At 41.4% G+C, this 22188-nt stretch carries 23 protein-coding genes, 2 pseudogenes and 1 other annotated feature; of the genes and pseudogenes, 14 read left to right on the forward strand and 11 right to left on the reverse strand.

Annotated elements, in window-relative coordinates:
* Positions 1–2 precede the first annotated feature (2 nt).
* The 8 genes and pseudogenes from LIT25_19585 to LIT25_19620 all read right to left on the reverse strand — a co-directional run bounded on the left by LIT25_19585 (position 3) and on the right by LIT25_19620 (position 4842).
* A complete protein-coding gene (locus LIT25_19585; GenBank protein ID USK32771.1) occupies positions 3–575 on the reverse strand; it encodes a Maf family protein in 573 nt (190 codons plus the stop codon).
* 144 nt (positions 576–719) lie between these two features.
* Entirely contained in the window at positions 720–1778 is a 1059-nt protein-coding gene (locus LIT25_19590; GenBank protein ID USK32772.1) for a hypothetical protein, read from the reverse strand.
* Positions 1779–1881: 103 nt separating this feature from the next.
* Positions 1882–2388 (reverse strand): hypothetical protein, encoded by a 507-nt coding sequence (locus LIT25_19595; protein ID USK32773.1) that lies wholly within the window; start codon positions 2386–2388, stop codon positions 1882–1884.
* 3 nt (positions 2389–2391) lie between these two features.
* Entirely contained in the window at positions 2392–2700 is a 309-nt protein-coding gene (locus LIT25_19600) for a hypothetical protein (protein ID USK32774.1), read from the reverse strand.
* Positions 2681–2899 (reverse strand): hypothetical protein, encoded by a 219-nt coding sequence (locus LIT25_19605; GenBank protein ID USK32775.1) that lies wholly within the window; start codon positions 2897–2899, stop codon positions 2681–2683. Before LIT25_19605 ends, LIT25_19600 begins: the two co-directional genes overlap by 20 nt.
* Before the next feature lie 5 nt (positions 2900–2904).
* Complete coding sequence (locus LIT25_19610; protein USK32776.1) at positions 2905–3141, reverse strand: hypothetical protein; 237 nt, start codon at positions 3139–3141, stop codon at positions 2905–2907.
* 18 nt (positions 3142–3159) lie between these two features.
* A complete protein-coding gene (locus LIT25_19615; GenBank protein ID USK32777.1) occupies positions 3160–3906 on the reverse strand; it encodes an A24 family peptidase in 747 nt (248 codons plus the stop codon).
* A 401-nt stretch (positions 3907–4307) separates the two neighbouring features.
* Positions 4308–4842: pseudogene (locus tag LIT25_19620) on the reverse strand (type II secretion system F family protein).
* A 4-nt stretch (positions 4843–4846) separates the two neighbouring features.
* Between LIT25_19620 and LIT25_19625 the strand changes: the two are divergent.
* The 13 genes and pseudogenes from LIT25_19625 (at position 4847) to LIT25_19685 (ending at position 15486) form a co-directional block, all read left to right on the forward strand.
* Positions 4847–5043, forward strand: a pseudogene (locus LIT25_19625) (type II secretion system F family protein).
* A gap of 318 nt (positions 5044–5361) precedes the next feature.
* Positions 5362–6402 (forward strand): hypothetical protein, encoded by a 1041-nt coding sequence (locus tag LIT25_19630; GenBank protein ID USK36343.1) that lies wholly within the window; start codon positions 5362–5364, stop codon positions 6400–6402.
* On the forward strand, positions 6389–8557 hold the full coding sequence (locus LIT25_19635) for a molybdopterin oxidoreductase family protein (GenBank protein ID USK32778.1): 2169 nt from the start codon (positions 6389–6391) through the stop codon (positions 8555–8557). Before LIT25_19630 ends, LIT25_19635 begins: the two co-directional genes overlap by 14 nt.
* Positions 8558–9118 (forward strand): ferredoxin, encoded by a 561-nt coding sequence (locus LIT25_19640; protein USK32779.1) that lies wholly within the window; start codon positions 8558–8560, stop codon positions 9116–9118.
* A gap of 12 nt (positions 9119–9130) precedes the next feature.
* Entirely contained in the window at positions 9131–9655 is a 525-nt protein-coding gene (locus LIT25_19645) for a Rieske 2Fe-2S domain-containing protein (GenBank protein USK32780.1), read from the forward strand.
* The gene (locus LIT25_19650) at positions 9645–9842 is read left to right on the forward strand and encodes a hypothetical protein (GenBank protein ID USK32781.1); all 198 of its coding nucleotides are present in this window, start codon (positions 9645–9647) and stop codon (positions 9840–9842) included. Before LIT25_19645 ends, LIT25_19650 begins: the two co-directional genes overlap by 11 nt.
* A complete protein-coding gene (locus LIT25_19655; protein USK32782.1) occupies positions 9839–10156 on the forward strand; it encodes a hypothetical protein in 318 nt (105 codons plus the stop codon). The genes LIT25_19650 and LIT25_19655 overlap by 4 nt, the downstream gene beginning before the upstream one ends.
* Positions 10143–10418 carry a hypothetical protein gene (locus LIT25_19660; GenBank protein USK32783.1) on the forward strand — a complete coding sequence of 92 codons (276 nt, stop codon included), beginning with the start codon at positions 10143–10145 and terminating at the stop codon, positions 10416–10418. Before LIT25_19655 ends, LIT25_19660 begins: the two co-directional genes overlap by 14 nt.
* On the forward strand, positions 10418–11926 hold the full coding sequence (locus tag LIT25_19665; GenBank protein ID USK36344.1) for an MFS transporter: 1509 nt from the start codon (positions 10418–10420) through the stop codon (positions 11924–11926). The genes LIT25_19660 and LIT25_19665 overlap by 1 nt, the downstream gene beginning before the upstream one ends.
* A 14-nt stretch (positions 11927–11940) precedes the next feature.
* On the forward strand, positions 11941–12651 hold the full coding sequence (locus tag LIT25_19670; protein USK32784.1) for a histidine kinase: 711 nt from the start codon (positions 11941–11943) through the stop codon (positions 12649–12651).
* Positions 12629–13279 (forward strand): response regulator transcription factor, encoded by a 651-nt coding sequence (locus tag LIT25_19675; protein USK36345.1) that lies wholly within the window; start codon positions 12629–12631, stop codon positions 13277–13279. Before LIT25_19670 ends, LIT25_19675 begins: the two co-directional genes overlap by 23 nt.
* The gene (locus LIT25_19680; GenBank protein ID USK32785.1) at positions 13269–13796 is read left to right on the forward strand and encodes a GAF domain-containing protein; all 528 of its coding nucleotides are present in this window, start codon (positions 13269–13271) and stop codon (positions 13794–13796) included. The genes LIT25_19675 and LIT25_19680 overlap by 11 nt, the downstream gene beginning before the upstream one ends.
* Complete coding sequence (locus LIT25_19685; protein ID USK32786.1) at positions 13756–15486, forward strand: PAS domain S-box protein; 1731 nt, start codon at positions 13756–13758, stop codon at positions 15484–15486. Before LIT25_19680 ends, LIT25_19685 begins: the two co-directional genes overlap by 41 nt.
* A gap of 211 nt (positions 15487–15697) precedes the next feature.
* On the opposite strand, the gene LIT25_19690 is transcribed toward LIT25_19685, so the two are convergent.
* The 3 genes from LIT25_19690 to LIT25_19700 all read right to left on the reverse strand — a co-directional run bounded on the left by LIT25_19690 (position 15698) and on the right by LIT25_19700 (position 21531).
* Positions 15698–17410 carry a sensor domain-containing diguanylate cyclase gene (locus LIT25_19690; protein USK32787.1) on the reverse strand — a complete coding sequence of 571 codons (1713 nt, stop codon included), beginning with the start codon at positions 17408–17410 and terminating at the stop codon, positions 15698–15700.
* A gap of 93 nt (positions 17411–17503) precedes the next feature.
* Positions 17504–18808: a bifunctional folylpolyglutamate synthase/dihydrofolate synthase gene (locus tag LIT25_19695; protein USK32788.1), complete on the reverse strand. Its 1305-nt coding sequence runs from the start codon at positions 18806–18808 to the stop codon at positions 17504–17506.
* A gap of 80 nt (positions 18809–18888) precedes the next feature.
* On the reverse strand, positions 18889–21531 hold the full coding sequence (locus LIT25_19700) for a valine--tRNA ligase (GenBank protein USK32789.1): 2643 nt from the start codon (positions 21529–21531) through the stop codon (positions 18889–18891).
* A gap of 60 nt (positions 21532–21591) precedes the next feature.
* Positions 21592–21822, reverse strand: a binding site (T-box leader).
* Between the two features lie 158 nt (positions 21823–21980).
* On the opposite strand from LIT25_19700, the gene LIT25_19705 reads away from it, so the two are divergent.
* A complete protein-coding gene (locus tag LIT25_19705; protein USK32790.1) occupies positions 21981–22172 on the forward strand; it encodes a hypothetical protein in 192 nt (63 codons plus the stop codon).
* Positions 22173–22188 lie beyond the last annotated feature (16 nt).

A 22188-nucleotide genomic window follows, 5' to 3' on the forward strand; every position in this document is an offset into this window, starting at 1 on the left:
TTTTATTTAAGTGAAAACCCTGCCTTCTTCAGCTCTCTGACGGTACGTGCGACAGGCAATCCGACAACGGAAAAGTAGTCGCCTTTTATTTCTTTTACAAATAACGAACCGAGCTCTTGAATTCCATATGATCCTGCTTTATCCATCGGCTCCTCTGTAGCAATGTAATCTTCAATCTCTTCATCTGAAATTGGCCAGAAGGTTACATCTGTCTGTTCATAAAACACAAATTTCTTTTCTTGAAATAAAATGGCAACCCCCGTTAAGACCTGGTGGGTATTGCCTGATAATTTAGTAAGCATCTGCTTTGCTTCTTCTGTATTGGACGGCTTGCCTAAAATTTCATCATTATAGACAACAACTGTGTCTGCTCCAAGAACAAACGATTCCTTGAAACGCTCTGCAACTGCTGCAGCTTTTTGCTCTGCAAGCGACATCACAATGTCAGAAGGCGTGAGCTTTGGATCCACAACTTCTTCCACATCACTGATTACAACTTTAAAAGGCACATGTACATTCTCAAGCAGTTCTTTTCTGCGCGGAGAACCTGATGCCAAAATAAGGTGCTGCTGCATCCTTCAACATCCTTTCATTCGGTTTAAAAGGGAGATACATTCGTATCGTAGCAAACCCTGCAAGGATACACAAATAGGAAAAATCAAATTTTCGGGTTGATCCGTTTCTAAAAAAAAAAAAAATTGCCCTCATGAGGACAAACTTCATTTCAATGAAACTAAGAGATCCATAAGCTTTTGCTGTGCAGCCCACCCTGTTTTTTCACTAACATCTTCTTTAAGAAGTATGGATATATCTGTTAAATCTTTTTTTAAGGCAACAAGATTCTCATCTTTCAGTTTTAGTTTGTTCAGGTCTGTCAGGATTGCATCAGATTTCGTGTCAATATCATCTGCCTGGCCTGTGACTGCTGATGAAGATAATGCTACCAACGATTTAAAATGATTGATAAGGGCACTTGCGTCTTCATTCGTTTTCATTGAAAATACAGCACTTTTCCCGCTCCACGGTTCGATGGCACTGGTTTGGTAAACATTGCTCAAACCATCTGTTTCCTGTTTTGCATTTCCGACTCCGCCATACACAAAGTACGAACCGTCTTCCTCAACTGCTATAGCGGGAAACCCCTTGCTTTTCATGTCAGCCGCTGTTGTGTCTGCACCTTCCTTAGATGAAAATTTTCCAATTTGCGCGAAGTACAGCTGAATGTCAGCGGAAGATTCACCAGAACCTGCCGCTTCGTCTTTTGAATCGGCTGGAGCAGCCGCTTGGTCTGACTCAGCGCCTGCGCCGGCCTGCTGAAGTGCTGCCGGCAAATCCTCATTTGAAATAAAATTCAATGCAACGAATCCAAAGCTCACACCAAGCACAATCGCCAGTATGATAGTAACCGCATATTGCTTAAATGGATAGGAGCTTAATGGATTCTTTTTTCCAGAGCCGAAGTAAGGTGAGCCCTTCCCTTTAGTTGATGCTTTTTTAGGAGCGACTACTTTTGGATCATCCTGAAACACCTCACCGTCATCCTCAGGCAAAACCCAGGAAAAATCATCCTCTTTCTTGGCATTGGAAGCCGCTACTTCTTTTTCAGCCATTACTTTCTCATCCCAGCTCAGAACAGGAAAATCCAAAGAGACCCCTTCTTGGTCTTTTTCGTCTGTCTTCTTTTTCGGCTGTTTCACACTTTTCAGTTTGCGTTCTTCCCCATTGATCTTGATCTTAATAGCATTTGCCCGCTGTTTGTCCAATTTAACACCGCCCATCTGAAACGATTCTCATATCTGAATTCCATGCTAGCACACGAAAATAAAAAAAGAACAAGACATTTGTCGTCTTGTTCAGAAAGGTTTTCGTCAAATAATCACCCTATTCGTCATCCTCGCTTACAAGTGACTGAGTAAGAGGGTTAAATTTATTGCTTGGCTGTGGAGCAGCAACCTTAGGGGTTTCTTCATTTAGATCCTGCAAGCCATCTGCATAAAAAGCTGAAACCTGCAGCGTATACGTGAGCGGCTCTGCTTTCTGATCAAGAGAAGTAAGCTCAGGAAGCCCTTCAAACGTTAAGCTATCAACTTTGGTTATCCGCGGCTGCTTTTCAAGCGATTCAATAAATGCTTCCATATCAAAGTAATGACTTGATGTAACTTCAAGGGAAAGAATCACTCTTTTTAGCCCTCCGGATGCATCAGGCAGCGGTGCAAGTGATTCCGCAGCGACAGCTGGAGCCGTGTCCTGATACTCTGCAGAGTCAGATGAGTCTTGTGCCTGGTCCGTTTTTGAGGCTTCCGGCTGGTTTTCCGAAGCCTGTTCTGCAGCAGGTTCGGCGGAAGCAGCAGGCGGAAGCAAAGTGTCTTCACTTTCGTCAAATGTCACATTCTATATCCTGCTGTTTGACACGGTTTCTGCTTTTTCCAAGTCAAGAACAAGCTGCTCCACCATAGAGGATACCGGGACCTTTCGCTGTATTTCTACAGAATTTACAGCAAGCTTGCTTTCTGTCGAAGTCTCGCCGCTCTTTAACAACTTAAACTTCTCTTGCTGCATGTTTTTCGTTACGGCTAGACTCTTAATCTCCGAATTTACTGGTTTGATAAATAAATAATAGGCACCTGCATATATCGAGCCAATAACCAATGCGGCTGCAAGAAGCAAAATTCCATGTTTTTTATGAAGATGGATTGTCATTGTTTTCATCCTCACTGGATTGATTCACATAGTCTGGGTTGATTTTCAAGCAATATTGAGCTTCTGATCTGGGCAGTGCCTCTTCTTCCTCTTCACTTGGAGAATTATTTTCTTGCAGAGAAATCTCTGGACTGGCTTCCTCTGTGACAGCCGATAAACTATTTAAATCTGCATCTGTGAGATAAATAGAGTCCTTCAATCTGGCTAAATAGCAGGCTGCTGGATCACTACAAAGGAGTCAGGAACCGTAAAACTGACTTTTCTCCCTTTAATGCCCCAATCCTGTACACACTCATCCACTATCATCGACAAAGTATCAAAATCCCGAATGACGCCGCCGCGAATCAAACCTTCCGGGAGCCAGCGTTCAACACAAGTCTGCAGGACAACAGGTGTGAAATTCCCTATTTTCTTATTAAGCGCAATTCCAGATAAATTCACTCTTTTCTCCCCCCTAGCCTAAAAACCAATCATTCTGAAATACCACATTAATAGTTCTTCGCCGTAAAAGTAAGCAAGTAATGTTCCAGCCATTATAGACGGGCCAAACGGCATCGGCTGCTTACGTTTCACTTTACCTGTTAAAATGGCAGCTATTCCGATAACCGAACCAACAAGGCAGGAAAAAAAGAAAGACAGCATAACAAGCTTCCAGCCAAGGGCAAGACCAAGCACAGTAAACAATTTAATATCTCCGCCGCCCATCCCTCTGCCTTTACTCAAGAAAGCAATGGCCAGCAGCAAAAAGAAACCGGCTGCAGCTCCTATTAGCGAATCCCACCAGGGAGACAGCGGAATAAAAATTCTTTCTATTAAAAACAAACCTGCAAAAAAGAGCAGTACTTTATCTGGAATAATCATATATTTTATATCTGAGACAAAGATAATCATAAATAACGAGATGAGAGTAAGCGCAATAACCAATTCTTTTGACCATCCCACCAAAAGCGGTGATATCGTAAAAAGAATTGCCGTCATCATCTCAACAAACGGGTAAAGCGGAGAAATCCTCGCCTTGCACTTTCTGCACTTCCCGCCCTGCAGCAAATAGGAAACAACAGGAATAAGCTCTCCTGCCGTTAACGTATGATGACACCCCGGACATGCAGACCGGGGCGCCACTATGGATTCTTTATTTGGTATACGGAAGCCGACTACGTTGAAAAAGGATCCTAGTAGGAGGCCGTAAAGAGCTAGTAATATCATTAAATAATCTCCATTAAATTATTGAGAGGTATCTTTATCACGTAACTTTTTTTCTGTAGTATACGTTTTGGTTATTGAGTTTTTAGTTACACTAATATTCGTATAAGTATATTTGCCATTTACATAATTAACAGTAATTGAATACTCTCCTACTCCATCTAAATAGTCACTCAATGCAGTATTAGGATTAGTACCAGCGTTTGATAAGGCAGTTGTAGCATCAATTGGATTTTTAGTAGATACATATCATTTTGCTGTATCTAGAACTTGAACAGCTTCAGCATGGGTTGCAACATGTCTTCCTCCCCTTAACCAGCAAATTGGCAATATAGTACTTTGTATGCAGATTATGGTCATTATAGCACATGAATTGGATTATGTTGTTAATATTTTGTCAAAATTTAATTTATTTTGTTAAAAATATCAAACATAGGAACTAGGATAGAAGTCACTGCCACGCCGACAATTCCTGCCAGGAAAACTATCATTAAAGGTTCTATTAATGATTTGAGACGATCTGTAGACTATTCTACTTCTTCCTCATAAAAATCAGCTACTTTTGACAGCATTTCATCCAGTGATCCTGTTTCTTCTCCAATGGCAATCATTTGAGTCACCAAAGGCGGAAATACCCTGTGATCCTTCATTGGCTCTGTCTTTAAATTTTCCTTTTTCCAGTGCATTTCTTGATTCCTTTAACACTCTGCTGATCACTTCGTTTTCAACGATATTCTCCACTATTGAAATAGCCTGCAGAATTGGAACGGAGCTTGAAAACAGCGAACTTAAGGTTCTCGTCATTCTTGCCAGCGCAGCTTTTTGCAGCATTTTTCCTAAAATAGGTGTTTTCAGAATGAAGAAATCCAAGTAATACTTAGTTGAAGGCTGGCTCTTCATGAATACCAGACCGATAGCGATTAATAGGATTCATAAAACGGGCAAGAATAAAAAGATCTTCACCTCCATGTTCACCACATGGTAAAGGCCGGTGAAGCTGCAGGGAACATGGATGAAACACTTGACCGATTAGCCATACATTACGAAAAACAGTATAAAACCAGGCAGAAAATCATTTCGGCATTAGCCTATCCTGCAGTTGTCGGCATTGTGGCTATCGCGGCAGTGATTTTCTTATTGGCAGAAGTCTTTTCGTTTTTCATCATCCTCCTCCTCGAATCTAATTTATCTACACATCGTAATGATACCTTCATTTAAAACGCAATCCAAAAAAAGCGCTCACTATTTTAATTATGTAAGCCTGTATTTTTTAGGTTCCATTACATCTTTTAAAAAAGATAAGGGTTTTCCCCCGGAAGGATGGGGGAATTCCCTGATGTTGAAAAGACCTCCTAATTCTTACACTAAGAACAAGAGGTTTTTTTATTGTTTATTCAGTTTAAGAGGAGGATTCATATGCACGGAAAGTTAGAGTTCAAAGTGCACGGCAAACAAACAATTACTAACGCGTTTGCTTCTAAATTCGCTAAATCCATGTTTATTTCTGTCATCTTTTTAACAGTCTTAGCTTTTGTTGGTTCAAGAATGTTCACTCATATTGATTTGAACCTTTACGGCTATATGGTAGGCACGATTGTTTTTATCGGTGGTTTTTTCTACCGCTTTATTGCGTGGGGAGAGAGACCTCCAACCAAGTTATTTATAAAAAAAGGAATCAAGCTGCTGTTTCGAAAATCAACACCAAAAACGTCCGTTGAACATCTCGGTACATACAATTTTATCTGGAATCGCGGGATCTATCGCTGGACACAGCATATCCTGATCGGCTGGGGCTGCATCCTATCCTGTTTTGTAACGTTTCCATTAGTATTCGGCTGGATGTACTTCACGATGGAGGATAACGGGTATTACACCGTCGTTGGAATGGGAGTAAACCTAATGAAAGTAGAAGCAGATGGAATTATCGCTTTTTTCTTTTACAATGCCCTTAACTTCACAGCACTTATGGTAATTACTGGTGTATGTATGGCGTTATATCGCCGTTTGAAAAATATGCAGGCCCGGGCTGAACAAAAGTTTATCTACGACTTCCTGCCGCTTTATCTTTTGTTGTTAATAAGCATTACCGGACTTTTATTAACTTTTTCTAATGTGTTTTTGCACGGATGGGGACACCCAGTTATGTCCTTGATCCATCAATACTCTGTAATCATTACCCTTATTTACTTGCCATTTGGAAAACTGGCGCATATTCCTTTCCGCCCGCTGAGCGTATTTGCCAGAAATTATCGTGAGCATTACGCCGAGGTGGAAACAAAGAAATGCCGCGTTTGTGGTGATGGATTTGTTTCAACAGAACAATCAAACGATGTAATAGACGTACTTAGCGTGAACGATATCCGCTACGAAATGAAAGAGGGCTTCCATCTCGCAGAATTGTGTCTTCCTTGCCGAAGAAAATATCGAATCGCCCAATTTTCAGGTTTTCCTACTCATCAAGTAAAGGTCAAGGAGGCCAATCAAAATGCAAAGGGATAAATTCTTTAAAGAAATCGAGAATCTTGAACATCCGAATGAAAAACTTATAAAAACACATTGCAGCTATTGTGGAATGCAATGCGGAATGAACTTAAGAGTAAATACTCTTACAAACAAAATCATCGGAGTAGAGCCGCGCTACGACTGGCCTGTTACTGTCGGTAAAATGTGTCCGAAAGGGGTAACGGCTTATCAGCAGACAAACCACAAAGATCGTCTTCTTCGGCCGCTGATCCGGGATGATGCATCATTAAAAGGAACAAAAGAAGGTTTTCGGAAAGCCAGCTGGGATGAAGCGTATGATCTGATCGCAGAAAAATTTCTCGATATGCAGAAACACTATGGAATAGACACACTTTCTGTCTTCAGCGGTGTTTCTATGACGAACGAAAAATGCTATCTAACTGGAAAATTTGCAAGGGTTGCCCTGGGTACCCGCTACATTGATTACAATGGCCGTTTTTGTATGTCCAGTGCTGCAGGCGGATTTTTACGATCATTTGGGGTGGATAGAGGATCTACCCTTCCCTGGACGGATATTCATGAAACAGATTGTCTTTTTATAACAGGAAGCAATACAGCTGAATGCCATCCGACATCGATGTTCCGCGTTTGGGCGGTTCAAGAACGCGGCGGATATTTAATTGTTGCAGACCCAAGAGAGACTCCACTCGCTAGAAGAGCAGATGTTCATCTTGATCTGAAACCTGGAACCGACCTTGCGCTGGCAAATGGTATCCTGAATCTCCTTTTGGAAGGGAACTATGCGGATCAGGATTTTATCGAAAACCATACAAACGGTATTGAGGAAACAAGAGAACTTGTATCTGCATTCACACCGGAATATACGAGTTTCATAACGGGAGTGGCACCCGAAAAAATAATCCGGGCAGCGGAAATTTACGGAAAATCACCGAATGCGATTGTCTTGTTTGCTCGAGGAATCGAACAGCAGCATAAGGGAGTCGATAACGTTTCAGCTTATGTCAACATGGCACTTGTGACAGGTAAAATCGGAAGACCTAAATCAGGTGTCGCTACCTTTACAGGGCAAGGAAATGGTCAGGGAGGCAGAGAGCATGGCCAAAAATCTGATCTTCTGCCAGGATATCGAAAAATTACGAACCCAGAGCATGTAAAGGAAGTTTGCCAAGTTTGGGGTATCACACCAGAAGAAATGCCAAAACCAGGTGTTTCTGCTTATGAAATGTTTGAGCTCATGGATCAAAAAGAGATTCGAGGTTTATATCTTCTTTGTTCAAACCCTGCTGTATCAGCGCCAAACTTAAATTTTGTAAGAAAAGCGATGAAGAATCTTGATTTTATGGTGTGCTCAGACTTTTATCTTTCTGAATCAGCGGAGTTTGCGGATGTAGTTTTGCCAGCTGTGACATGGTCTGAAGATGAAGGTACGGTTACAAACCTTGAGGGCCGCATCATTAAAATCAATAAAGCGCAAGAACCGATCGGAGAATCAAAACCAGATTGGCAGATTCAAGTGGAACTTGCTGAACGTCTTGGAAAAGGAAAATACTTCTCACATCTGAAAACGGCAAGAGACGTAGCTGATGAATTTCGTCTTGCATCAAAAGGCGGATACGCAGATTATTACGGAGCAACATGGGATAAGATCGATGAACAAGATGGCGTCTTCTGGCCATGCAGAGATGAAAATGATAAAGGGACTCCCCACATGTTCCTGGATAAAAAATTCTATTATCCCGACGGAAAAGCCAAGATTTGTGCTCTTCCATACCGGCCGCCTGCAGAAGAACCGTGTAATGATTATCCGTTAAGACTGACAACAGGGCGTGTTGTATACCACTATCTTTCAGGTAACCAGACAAGACGGATTCCTTTTCTGCATGATATGTGCCCTGAACCTTTTGTGGAGGTCCATCCAGAAACAGCGAAAGAATACCACATTGAACATGAAGAAACGGTAAGGCTTTATACAAGACGAGGCTCTGGACATTATAAGGTGAAGATTACGGAAGCCATTCGGGAAGATACTGTTTTTGTTCCTTACCACTTTGGGCATGAGGAATCTATCAATCTGCTAACGATCGCAGCACTTGATCCTATTTCTAAAATGCCAGAGTTTAAAGCCTGCGCGGCTCAGATTGAGAAAATAGAAATGAAGAAGGTGCAATAAATGAAAAAGCGATTGTATCTGGAGCTTGAAAACTGTATCGGCTGCCGCTCCTGTCTTGCTGCTTGTACGCAGTGCGGTGGGCATGAGGAAAGAAACCGCAACTACGTTTATGACGTGAACCCGCTCGTTAACCGTCAAACCATGCCGCTGATGTGTTTGCACTGTGTGAATCCTGCTTGTGCGAGAAGCTGTCCTGCCCAGGCAATTCAAATTCACGAAACGGGTGCAGTACTGTCAGCGCTAGTAGAGAAGTGTATTGGATGTCAAAACTGTACGATTGCTTGTCCGTACGGCATTCCAAAGTTTGATACGGAACAAAATCTTATGTATAAATGCGACCTCTGTATCGATCGTACAAAGGATGGTATTCCGCCAATGTGTGCGAGTGTTTGTCCTTCTAATACTTTACAGTGGCTGACTGATGAGGAGATCGAACAAAAGAAACAGCAGTTTAACCTGGATAACGGAAAATGGGTAACGAGTATGCCTTATCTTGAAAATGAAACGAATGTAAAAATAAATCTCCCTGGTATTCTGCAGGGTGTCAAAAAGCTTTTTTAGGGGTGTGAGATCATGACAGACCAAAATAATAAAATTCCTTTTAAGGAAGAGAATTATACCCATAATATCGACCGTAATGGTGAGAGAACACTTGACCGCAGAGGGTTCATGAAAACTCTTGTTGGTGCTGCAGGGCTGTTTGCCGTTTCTTCCTTGCCTTGGGGAGCGGTAGCTGCAAAGGAACTGATGAAACTAGGAGACAAAGAATATCCGAAAACAAAGATTGCAGATGTAAAAGATATCGCTGTTGGAGATTCAGTAGACTTTAGCTTTCCTTCTGAGCATGACAGCGCAATTCTTATTCGTTTGAGTGAGAAAAAATATGTAGCTTTTCAAAACGCATGCACCCATCTTCGCTGTCCAGTTTTTTGGAAAAAGGAAGAAGGAGAAATGATCTGTCCTTGTCATCATGGGAAGTTTGATGCTCACACTGGTGCACCTACTGCAGGGCCGCCGCGCCGACCGCTTCCTGAAATTACATTGAAGATCGAAAATGGCTCAATCTATGCGGTAAGGGTGAAACGTTATGAAGCGTAGCTGGATCGGTGTCATTTTATTATGTTGCATCTTAATGATGAATATCGTGTTTACTCAATTTTTGGTTCACCAATTTTATTATGAAAACTATGAGAGAACCATTCTTTATACGTGTATCAACCTTCTGTTATTTCCTGTAGCTCTCTTTATCTATAAAAATGAAAAACGGAAAGGCGGTTCAAAATGAAAATGAATAATGAAACGCTGATCGATTTTTGTTTTATCCGCAGTATATGTGAAGGCTTTAAAAAAGAGGTTGATGAACTGCTTCAGTCCTTGTTTATGGAACATCATCTTTATTGGTATCTGGACGAAAGACAAGATGCTGGTGCAGTTATCATTGTCGCTGAACTGCGCGGAATGAGTATGTGGGAATCAGAAGAGGAAGTTTTAAACTTTTTAGAGAAGCGAGGGACCTCTCAATTTTGGGAGTACCTCCAAGGATATCAAATTCAAGTTTTCTCTGATAAGAAGGGTTGTGGAAGCTGTGGAAGCCGTTAACATAACAGCACTCGAACGGTTTAAATCGGGGGTAGTTTCTGTGGTGGTGCATGGTGAACAGGGTGAGGAAACACCTCCATCACTGACTAAAACAATTAAAAGACTTCAAAAATGCCCTGATCAAACACACCTTCGAATTTATTTTGATGCGGTTAATTTTCTTGCCGTTCCTTTAACTTCTGATGTGAAATGGACAGAAAAAGTCTGGACTGCCTACGACAAAGACTGCATACTTTATTACGTAATTAAAAAGGAGAGCTAATCATGAATAAAAACATTCAGCTGCCGCTCCAAACCTTAAATCTAGTGGCAGGATTTATGGTATGGGTATTGATATCATCTTTGCTGCCATTTATTAAAGAAGACATCTCGATTCCTGCTAGCCAGCTTGCTATGGTAACCGCTATACCGGTTGTTTTGGGGTCTCTTCTAAGGATTCCTCTGGGTTACATGGCTAACCTTTTTGGAGCAAGAAAGATTTTTATGTTCAGTTTTATCCTTTTGCTTTTTCCCGTTTATTACCTTAGTGAAGCGAACTCTATTACTGATTTATTGATCGGAGGATTATTCCTTGGCATAGGTGGAGCGGTGTTTTCAGTAGGTGTAACATCCCTTCCAAAATATTATGGAAAAGAAAAGCATGGATTCGTTAACGGAGTATACGGTGCAGGAAACCTTGGTACGGCCATCACGGCATTTTCCGCTCCGGTTGTTGCCATGCAGCTGGGCTGGTCTGTAACGATGAAGCTTTATCTTGTCCTATTAGGCGTCTTTATACTATTAAACTTTGTTTTTGGTGATAAAACAGAAAGAAAAGTGGCAACTCCATTAATGGAACAGATTAAAGGTGTTTATAAGAATGAGAGAATGTGGCTTTTCTGCTTATTTTATTTCATTACATTTGGTTCATTTGTAGCTTTTACAATCTATCTTCCTAACTTTCTCGTAGCGAACTTCGGGCTAGAAAAGGTGGATGCAGGTCTCCGGACAGCGGGCTTTATCGTAGTAGCAACTGTTATGAGGCCAGTAGGGGGATGGTTGGCGGACCGGTTTAACTCACTCGTTTTATTGATGGGCGTATTTTTTGGATTTACCGTTTCTGCAATCTTGCTTTCTTTTGCTCCATCCATTCAGTTATATACAGTCGGCTGTTTAACTATCGCATTTTGTGCGGGCATGGGAAATGGTGTAATTTTCAAACTTGTGCCGATGTACTTTCAGAAACAGGCAGGTATTGTAAATGGTATCGTATCAGCGATGGGCGGTCTTGGAGGCTTCTTTCCGCCGCTATTATTAGCGATCATCTATAATATTACAGGGCAGTATGCGATCGGCTTTATGGCTCTTTCACAGGTTGCACTTGCAAGTCTCGTGCTTGTGATATGGATGTATTATCATGATAAGCTGAGCTTGTCTAATCAGATTATCAAAAATACAGGCGAGGGGATTATGGTTACCGATACAAACCAAAAGATCATCTCAGTCAACAAAGCGTTTACTTTGCTTACTGGTTATGAACAAGAGGAAGTGATCGGAAAGAATCCTAATCTATTAAAATCTGGTCTTCAATCAAAAGACTTTTATGACCTGATGTGGAAGTCGATTGAGAAAAATGGCTTTTGGCAGGGAGAAATTTGGAACCGCCGTAAAGACGGCAACAATTATTTAGAATGGCTGACAATCACAGCCATAAAAGATGATTCTGGCGAGGTTCAGTTGTATGCAGGCATGTTTAGCGATATAACGGATCAGCGTGCAAAAACAGTATAACCAGGAGGATGAAGATGGACCCGCTATTAGAAAAAGATAACGTAATCTCTTATCTTCTTCATTTACAAGAACAGGAATGTAAACGAATAGGTCTTGAATTCCACGAAGGTGTGGCACAGAATTTATATAGTGTGTACACAGGCCTCCAATTTATTGAACAAGGTCTGCAAAATGATGCCCTGAAAAATTTTATGAATGAAATGATTCGATCGATGGAAACGGGTATAGGAGATATTAGAAGGCTATCAACTGAGCTATACCCGATTACCCTCTCTACCCTTGGTCTAGTGCCGGCTATTAAGCAATTTGCGGTCTATTATACATCTACGTTCGGCATTGTGATAAATGTAAAAGAAACAGGAAATAGGTATATGCTTGAAGAAGCTGTAAACCTGGCCGTTTACCGCGTTTGTCAGGAAGCGTTCACGAATGCAGCGAAATATGCAGATGTGGAAGAAATGGATATTCTGATCTCTTCTGAAAAAGAAAAATTGCAAGTGGTCATTCGGGATAATGGCCGCGGCTTTTTAAAGGAAAAGGTCATCGCCGAAAATAAAGCACCGGGATTATTGGCAATGAAAGAACGTATAAGACTGGTCGGAGGGGACTGCCGCATCTCCTCCGAAATAAACAAAGGAACGCAGGTAACTGTGACCGTTCCGGCATATTTTATAAATCATCATAAAAGGAGGGATTGTGTTGATAAGGATTCTGCTGGTAGATGATCATGCTGTTGTCAGGATGGGCCTTAACATGCTGTTAAATGCCCATCCAAATATGGAAGTGGTCGGAGAAGCGTCTGAAGGAAATGAAGGCATCAAAAAAGCAGAAGAGCAGAGGCCTGATGTCGTATTAATGGACTTGAGCATGCCGCATGGAAAGGATGGATTATCTGCAACATCTGAGCTTAAAAAAATCCTGCCCAATACTTCTATACTTATTTTAACGATGCATGACGATGAAGAATATCTTTTCCGTGCCATACAGGCTGGGGCTTCAGGCTGTATTTTAAAAAGTGCTCCGCACGAAGAACTGCTGCAGGCGATTGAATCTGTTGCAAAAGGCTATGCCTATCTTTATCCGAGTGCAACAAAACGTTTGATGGAGGAATACCTTAGCCATATGAAACAGGACGGAGCGGATTCCTACAGTCTGCTTTCCGACCGTGAAAAGGAAGTCCTGACATTGATCGCAAAAGGCTATTCAAATAAAGAAATTGCCGAAAAGCTGGTTATCAGTGTGAAAACTGTAGAGACACATAAAAGTAAGGTAATGGAAAAACTCCAGATGAAAACAAGACCAGAACTCGTAACCTATGCTTTGAAAAAAGGACTGATGGGTTATGGATTCTAAACAAGGGTATGTACATAATGAAATAAATTCTCCCGTCCAATCAATCTGTGAAAATGTTAAAAAAGAATGTAATGTAGATTTTGTCGGCATTGCGTTTCAAGCTAAGAAAAGCAAAAAACTCTGCTGGCATTATGCTGCTGGAAACCGTAATGAAAAATTTCGCAGGATGGAGGTACGATATGGAAAAGGAGTTGCTGGCCGTGTTATTGCAACAGGGAGGCCAGTGGAGATTCCTTCTTTTCCGCATGATCTGGAAGGTAAGGCAGTGGATTACCCTATTATGCTGGCAGAACAGCTGGTTTCTGCACGAGCTGTTCCCATTTTAAGCAAAGGTATGCCTAAAGGTGCCTTCCTGATCGGAAGACGAACGTCACAACTGTTTTCAGAGGAAGAACACAAAATCGTTCAAAATGCTGTGAATAAACTTGAGAGACTGTTTAATAATAGTCTCTTGCCAGATTTGGAAGGTGAATGGAATGAAAACAATCATGCATTCAAAGAAACGGAAAGAGAGTGATGATGGAACCATTCTTGTTCGTAGGGATGGACGTATTGAATCCATGAACAGCATAGCAGAGGATTTATTTGGAACCGCTAGAGGGTGCTATGACGGAGAGCACATCCAGCGGTTTTTGCCAGAGGTCCGTTTGTCTGAACTGAGAGAATGGGCTATTATCCAGCTATATGGCAAACATGAACAAGGCTGGACGTTTCCGGTTCCTATTCGAGTAACTTCTTTTAATTTGAACGACCATAAATACTACTTGTTTGTTACACAGGATTTAAAAGATCACGAAAGAATCGGCAAAGAACTTTATCAGCCTTTAAAAGAGCTTGAAGATATGAAATTTGCTCTTGACCTGTCAACGATTGTTGCAATCACAGACGCAAAAGGGAAAATAAAATATGTTAACGATAAATTTATGGAGATATCAAAATATACCAAAGAAGAACTGATCGGAATAGATCACAGGATCATTAATTCCGGCTATCATTCCAAGGAGTTTATGGTGAACCTCTGGCAGACGATTACCCAAGGAAAAGTATGGAGCGGTGAAATAAAAAACCGGGCAAAAGATGGGACCTTTTATTGGGTGGACACGACGATTGTTCCATTTCTTGATAAAGAAGGACAACCTTATCAATACCTTGCTATACGGAAAGAAGTTACAGAATACAAACGCGTACTTGAGGAATTAGAGCGTTCCATGCAGGAATTGGTAGACTATAAATTTGCACTTGATGAATCCTCTATTGTTGCGATCACGGATAACCGGGGTAAAATCCGGTATGTGAACGACCAATTTTGTATCATATCTAAATACGCAAAAGAAGAGTTGATCGGACAGGATCATTCCATTATTAATTCAGGTTATCATCCAAAGGAATTCTTTAAAAATCTCTGGAATACGATCGGCAGCGGAAAGGTCTGGAAGGGTGAGATTCAAAACCGTGCTAAGGATGGAAGCATCTATTGGGTGGACACCACCATCGTTCCTTTTTTGAATGAGAAAGGAAAACCTTATCAATATGTTGCGATTCGTTCAGAGATTACAGAACGAAAACGAGTAGAACAGGAACTGAAAAATATGACCACGAAGATCCTTAATGTGCAGGAAGAAGAGAGAAAAAGTCTTTCACGCAACCTTCACGATGGGATCGGCCAAAATCTGTACAGTCATCTAATTACGATCAACCGGCTAAGTTCAGAAATAACACACCCCCTTATAGAGCAAATGCAAAAAGAAACGGCAGAATTAATTGAAGAGGTAAGGGAAATATCTTGGGAGCTTCGTCCTTCTGTTCTGGACGATCTTGGCCTTCTTCCAGCGATTCGTTCCTTCTTAAATCGATATACAGAGCATTATAAAATAGCAGTGAAGCTTGAATGTGTATTACATAGACGGCTAAACATGAAGACGGAAACTACGATTTACCGTGTGATTCAGGAAGCACTTACGAACATACGTAAATATGCCGAAGTAGATGAAGCGGTCATTACGATAAGGGAAATTGAAGATTTCGTAAGAGTCATGATTGAAGATAAAGGAAAAGGGTTTGAAGAAAAAAAACATGCTTCTGGTGTTGGTATGTTCAGTATGGAAGAACGAGCGCGTTCAGTTAATGGAACACTGCATATATATTCCTCCCCCGGAAAAGGAACAAAGGTCATCTTAGAGGTTCCAAGTCATTTTGATAATATTTAGTACATTATCGCGTGAAAAGTAAGATAGTTGGAGAGAAAACTGGGTCAGATGGAGTAAAACGGAGCACTTATTGCGTGAAAACTAGCAGTTATTGAGCGAACGTGTATCCCCCAGTCGGTCTTCCAACCGTAGATAAACTTCAGATTACCGAAATCGACCAAAAAATCGAATAAAACCAAAAAACCAGCAGCCATTTATGGATGCTGGTTTTTTATTTCACATACTCCGCCACACGGTTCCGTCCTGCCTGTTTGGCTCCGATGTACATGGCACGGTCTGCATGTCTGATGAGGTCAAGCGGTCCCTCTGCATCATAAGGAGCAGTTGCGTATCCTATACTTGCGGTGATTGAGATGGAATGTCGCCTGCCGAAGGTTTGAATGTCCTGGTCAATCATGAATGGCCGGTTCGCAATGGTTTTTCGAATTCCTTCAGCGAAGGCAAAGCATGCCATCTTGTCCACATTTGGGAGGAGAATGACGAATTCTTCACCGCCATACCGCGCAACGGTGCCCCGGTCTCCAATAAACTTTACAAGCCGGTCTGAGAGTGCAATCAGGATTTCATTTCCCGCCTGATGGCCGTACGTATCATTTACTTTTTTGAAGTGGTCAATGTCCAGCAGAATGAGAGATAAATGATTCAGCTGATAGCTGCCAAGTTTCATATACTCCGATTCAAGCAGCTTCTCCATGTACCGATAGTTATAGAGACCTGTGAGCGCACAGCGTTCACTTTGTTTTTTCGTCTCCTCATAGCTTCTTGCATTGTCAATCGCAACGCCGAGATAGGCAGTTAACAAATCAACAATCATCAGCTGTGAATGGTCGTAGGACCGTTTTTTGTTAGAGGCAAGAACGACAATGCCTACGACTTTTTGGTTTCTGACAATCGGGACGCCAATCATGCTTTCAATGGTTTCAGGCAGCAGCGTTTTCTCAAGCTTTGCCCAATGTTCCCTTTTTTTGTAAAGGACGCTTTTCTTTTTTGCATACACTAATCCGCTGATTCCAAGATGGACAGAGAGCGTTTCTTTCGTACCAGTTAAAATCTGTCCATTTTCAAGCTTTCTGATAACTTTGAGCTCGTAGTCATTCAAGACATCAATGATATAAGCATAATCCGCATTGATCATGGAGGTCAGTTTGTCAATATAGACATCCAGTACTTCTTTTACTTCCAGTCTTTCTGTAAGCTGATGCCCGATCTCACTTGCTTGCTGAAGATATGAATTCAATCGCTGGCTATTGGACAGCAGGAGCAGAATAAAGGAGATTCCGACGAACGGTATTCCCACATAGAACAAAGCTTCTAAACCTAAATCTGCATATAATATGTACAGCATTATTCCCACCGGCAGGAACATGAGCGTCGTGAAAATCTCCCATAAAAAATCCTTCGAAAAAAATTCTTCTTTGTTTTTATAGAAAAAGCCTCTGATCACATGCTGAAGAAAAAAGTGATTTGTCAGGCAAATTGTGAACGCATATATGATAACTTTAAATAAAAACTCAAGAGTGAAATCTGTTTTTCCATGTGTTCCGCCAATGGCATAATAGACAGCAGCCCCTGCAACAGAGACGATTAGAAACATCAATGAATTTGTAGGATAGCGGTGGATTTCTCTTAAACCTACGCGAAGCTTGATAAGAAGAACAGTAAGGGAAACCTGCATTAGAATAATTTCAACAAATGGCCCGAAAAGCAGGAAGACGGAAATTGAAACACCCTGAGCGAAAAAAACAGGAGTTTCGTTCACGATAATAGGAAAGATGGAAACAATACACATTAATAACAGGAATGTTGCAATAGCCAGTTCATTACCCGCTATCATCGGCGGCCAAAAATAATAAGCTGCACATAAAGCTGCCGGAAATAGAATGGCCCACGACACCCATAATACAATCTTAAGATTTTTTTCCATGTACTGTTCCCCCCTCTCCCTATCTTTAAAATTATTATTTTTATATTTTAACAAAAATTCAGATATCTGTCATTTATATTCAGGACTATCAACCTAATCTTTCGATAAGAAATTTCGACAAAAAGGCCTAACTTCTGAGATAAAGTAAAGAGAACCCGTCACTAGGAAAACATCTTTTACTTCGCCTGCTTCCATCATTTTTAGAAAAGCAGCTTTCCAATCATCTTCAAAATCCTTTTTTCCATGTCTGCATGCCTGAAAAAGCTCTTTAGCAGAAGCAGCTCTTGGAAAATCAAAAGTCGTAAAATACATCCTATCCGCAATTGATGAGAGGATATCAATCATCGGAGTGTATTCCTTATCTTTTAAAGCCGAAAAGAGAATATGAATCTTTTTGCCGTGATAATGACGCTTCATCGCAGCAGTCAGGCTCTCTGCACCCTCTTTATTATGAGCCCCGTCCACAATGACCGCTGGATACTCTGACAGCTGTTCAAATCTGCCGTTCCAGCTGGTCTGCAAAAGTCCTTTAATCATATGCTGCTCGTCAATATGAAATAATTCCTCCGAACGCAGATAATCAAGTGCCATCACTGCAAGAGCCGCATTCTGAACTTGATGCTCTCCGCGCATCGATATTTCAAGGTTTTTATAATAGCTGAACGGCGTCTTCATTTCGAATCTCTCTCCCCTGGGAAGGGGCTGATGAGTCAAAACCGGAAACGCATCATGATAAAGGGCAGAGTTCATGTCCTTTGCCTTTTGCTTTATTACATTTAATGCCCGTTCATCTGTAACAGATGTCAGCATAGGAATGCCCTCCTTGATGATTCCCGCTTTTTCAAGGGCGATTTCTTCTATTGTATTGCCGAGAATATTCATGTGATCATAACCGATGCTTGTAATCATTGTTAAGATTGGTTCTGCAATATTGGTTGAATCATATGTGCCGCCAAGACCTGTTTCCAGCAGCAGAATATCTGTTTTTTCATGTCTTCCAAAATAATAGAAAGCCATTGCTGTGATTACTTCAAATTCGGTCGGTCCGCCAAGCTCCGTGTCTTCAAGTTCATCTGCAAGAGGCCTGATCATATTTACTAAAAACAGCATTTCTTCATCAGATATAGGTTTGCCGTTCATGCTGATTCTCTCGTTGAAAGTTTCCAAGAACGGAGATGTGAACGTTCCTGTCGTGTACCCTGCTTCTTGAAGAACATTGCGCATATATGCAATGGTTGACCCCTTGCCATTTGTGCCTGCAACATGAACTACGCGAATTTGTTTATGGGGATTATTTAATTTTTCCATCATCCAGGTCATCCGCTTTAATCCGGGTTTAATGCCGAATCTGAGACGCGAATGGATCCAATCTACCGCTTCCTCGTAAGTTTGAAACATGAACATCTCCCCTTTTCTCTCTATTTACATGAAAACTCGGGTGTGATTCTGCCGATCACAACCCGAGCCTATTAAAAAGCTTACCCTTTTAATTCACTAATTCTAGAAAGAACAGCTTCTCTTTTCTCTACATAATCGCTTTCTTTCGCACGTTCTTCCTCAATTACTTTTTCAGGTGCTTTTTTCACAAAGCCTTCGTTGCTCAGTTTCTTTTGAACACGCTCGACTTCTTTATTCAATTTATCAAGCTCTTTTTGAAGACGTGAGATTTCTTCATCAATATTGATTAAGCCTTCAAGCGGGAAAATAAGCTCAGCACCCGTTACGACAAAAGTCATCGCTTTTTCGCCTGATTCTGCATCCGTGCTGATTGAAAGGCTGCTTGTGTTGCAGAAACGCTCAATGTATGCACGATTATCATCAAGCTGCTGACCAACATCCGCATTTTTCGCTTTAATCAGCATTGGAATCTGCTTGCTCATCGGAGTATTTACCTCGGCTCGGACATTTCTTACAGAACGGATTACTTCAACAAGCAATTTCATATCTGCAGCAGCTTTTTCGTCCGTTAATGAAGCATTCACTTCAGGCCATTTTGCAATTGTAATGGATTCTCCGTCGTGAGGAAGGTTCTGCCATATTTCCTCGGTAATGAAAGGCATGAATGGGTGAAGAAGTCTCATTGTGTTATCAAGAACATATGCAAGAATGGAACGAGTTGTTTTCTTCGCTTCTTCATTTTCCCCATATAGCGGAAGCTTCGCCATTTCGATATACCAGTCACAGAAATCATCCCAGATAAAGTTATAAAGCAGGCGGCCTACTTCACCGAATTCATATTTATCAGCAAGCTTGGTCACATGCTCAATTGTTTCGTTTAATCGAGTAAGAATCCATTTGTCCGCTACTGATTTTTCTCCGCTGATATCGATCTCTTCATATTTCAGGCCATCCATGTTCATTAAAGCAAAGCGTGAAGCATTCCAGATCTTATTTGCAAAGTTCCAAGTCGCTTCTACCTTTTCATAGCTGAAACGCAAGTCCTGGCCCGGAGAGCTTCCTGTAGACAGGAAGTAGCGCAATGAATCTGCGCCATATTTCTCGATTACTTCCATTGGATCAACGCCGTTTCCAAGAGATTTACTCATTTTGCGGCCTTGCTCATCGCGTACAAGCCCGTGAATCAGCACATCTTTAAATGGACGCTGACCTGTAAATTCAAGACCCTGGAAAATCATGCGTGAAACCCAGAAGAAGATAATATCGTATCCTGTTACGAGCACATCTGTCGGATAGAAGCGCTGATAATCGATCGATTCTGTGTCAGGCCAGCCCATTGTCGAGAACGGCCATAGCGCAGAACTGAACCACGTATCAAGAACATCTGTATCCTGCTCCCAGTTTTCAAGATCTGCAGGCGGTGAGTGATCGACATGAACCTCACCTGTTTCTTTGTTATACCAAGCCGGAATTCTGTGTCCCCACCAAAGCTGTCTTGAAATACACCAGTCACGGATATTTTCCATCCAGCGCATATACGTATTTTCAAATCGGTTTGGCACAAAGTTTACTTTCTCTTCTTTGCCTTGAAGCTCGATTGCTGCATCAGCAAGCGGCTGCATTTTAACAAACCATTGTGTTGAAAGATATGGTTCAACAACTGCGCCGCTTCGTTCACTGTGTCCTACAGAATGAAGATGCTCTTCAATTTTGAATAAAACATCCATACCTTGAAGGTCTTTAACGATTTGCCTGCGGCATTCAAAACGGTCAAGACCATTGTATTTTCCTGCGTTAGCATTCATTGTTCCGTCTTCATTCATAACAAGAACACGTTCTAAGTCGTGGCGGTTTCCGATTTCAAAATCGTTCGGATCATGTGCAGGCGTAATTTTAACTGCCCCTGATCCAAATTCCATATCCACATAGTCGTCGCCGACAATCGGAATCTCGCGGCCAACGATTGGAAGAATAACTGTTTTTCCGATCAAATGCTTGTAGCGGTCATCTTCCGGATGAACGGCAACTGCTGTATCGCCAAGCATTGTTTCAGGACGGGTTGTAGCGATTTCAATATGTCCTGATCCGTCAGAAAGAGGATAGCGCATATGGTAAAAAGCGCCTTGAACATCTTTGTAGATAACTTCAATGTCCGATAAAGCCGTTTTCGTTTGTGGATCCCAGTTGATAATATATTCACCGCGGTAAATAAGTCCTTTTTTATATAGAGATACAAATACTTCATTTACCGCTTTTGATAAACCTTCATCTAAAGTAAAACGCTCTCTGGAGTAATCAAGTCCAAGCCCAAGTTTAGACCATTGAGTACGAATATGAGATGCATACTCTTCTTTCCACTTCCATGTTTCTTCAACGAATTTTTCCCGTCCAAGATCATAGCGTGATTTGCCTTCCTCGCGCAGCTTGCCTTCTACTTTTGCCTGAGTGGCAATTCCTGCATGGTCCATGCCCGGAAGCCATAGTACGTCATAGCCCTGCATTCTTTTCATGCGGGTTACAATGTCTTGAAGCGTTGTGTCCCACGCGTGCCCAAGATGAAGCTTGCCCGTAACGTTAGGCGGCGGAATAACGATAGTATAAGGCTGTTTTTCCTGGTCATTGGTCGCTTCAAAGTATTTGCCCTTCAGCCAGAACTCATAGCGGTCACGCTCAATTGCCTGCGGATCATATTTTGTAGAGAGTGTTTGTTCATTGTTCTCCATTTTTCTTCCTCCTTAAAAATAAACCGGTGATGAAACAATAAAAAAACTCCAATCATCCAATAAAAGGACGAAAGGAGTTGATTTCGCGGTGCCACCTTTTTTCATAGGCAAAAATAAGCCTATGCTCTCAAATGGGATAACGGCGTTCATGCCGATTCTCTCTACTGCAAGTTTTCAAGAGAATTACTCAAGGGCGACCTTCAAGCGAGCTAGTTTAAGAAATCTTTCAGCACATGATTTCTCTCTCTAAAAACAGCTTTCTGCTTTACTCTTCCCTGTCAATGTATGTTGATTTTTTTAATAAAAGCATATATGTATTATTGTATACAATCTTATCATTTTACGTCAATCATCTTCTCCAAATTTCCTTCGCTTTATTCACAAGAATCACAAATTTGGGTAAATGCACATATCTTGTTAGCATGAACCATCAGGTTAGGAGAATTTATATGCGCAGAAAAATTAATTACTACAATATGTCACCATGGGTAAAGCAGTTTAAAGTAATCGCAGGCCAGTTCATCGTTCCGATTACGATTTTCCAGACGGTACGGACCTTGATCTTCCCGTCTCCAGTAGATCTGATTCTTTTATCTCTGTTGATATTGCTTGGATTAGCCCTTCACATGGAGTGGATTTAAAGAACCCAATCAAAGA

The sequence above is a fragment of the Bacillus sp. F19 genome (assembly GCA_023823795.1).
Classification (GTDB): domain Bacteria; phylum Bacillota; class Bacilli; order Bacillales; family Bacillaceae; genus Bacillus_P.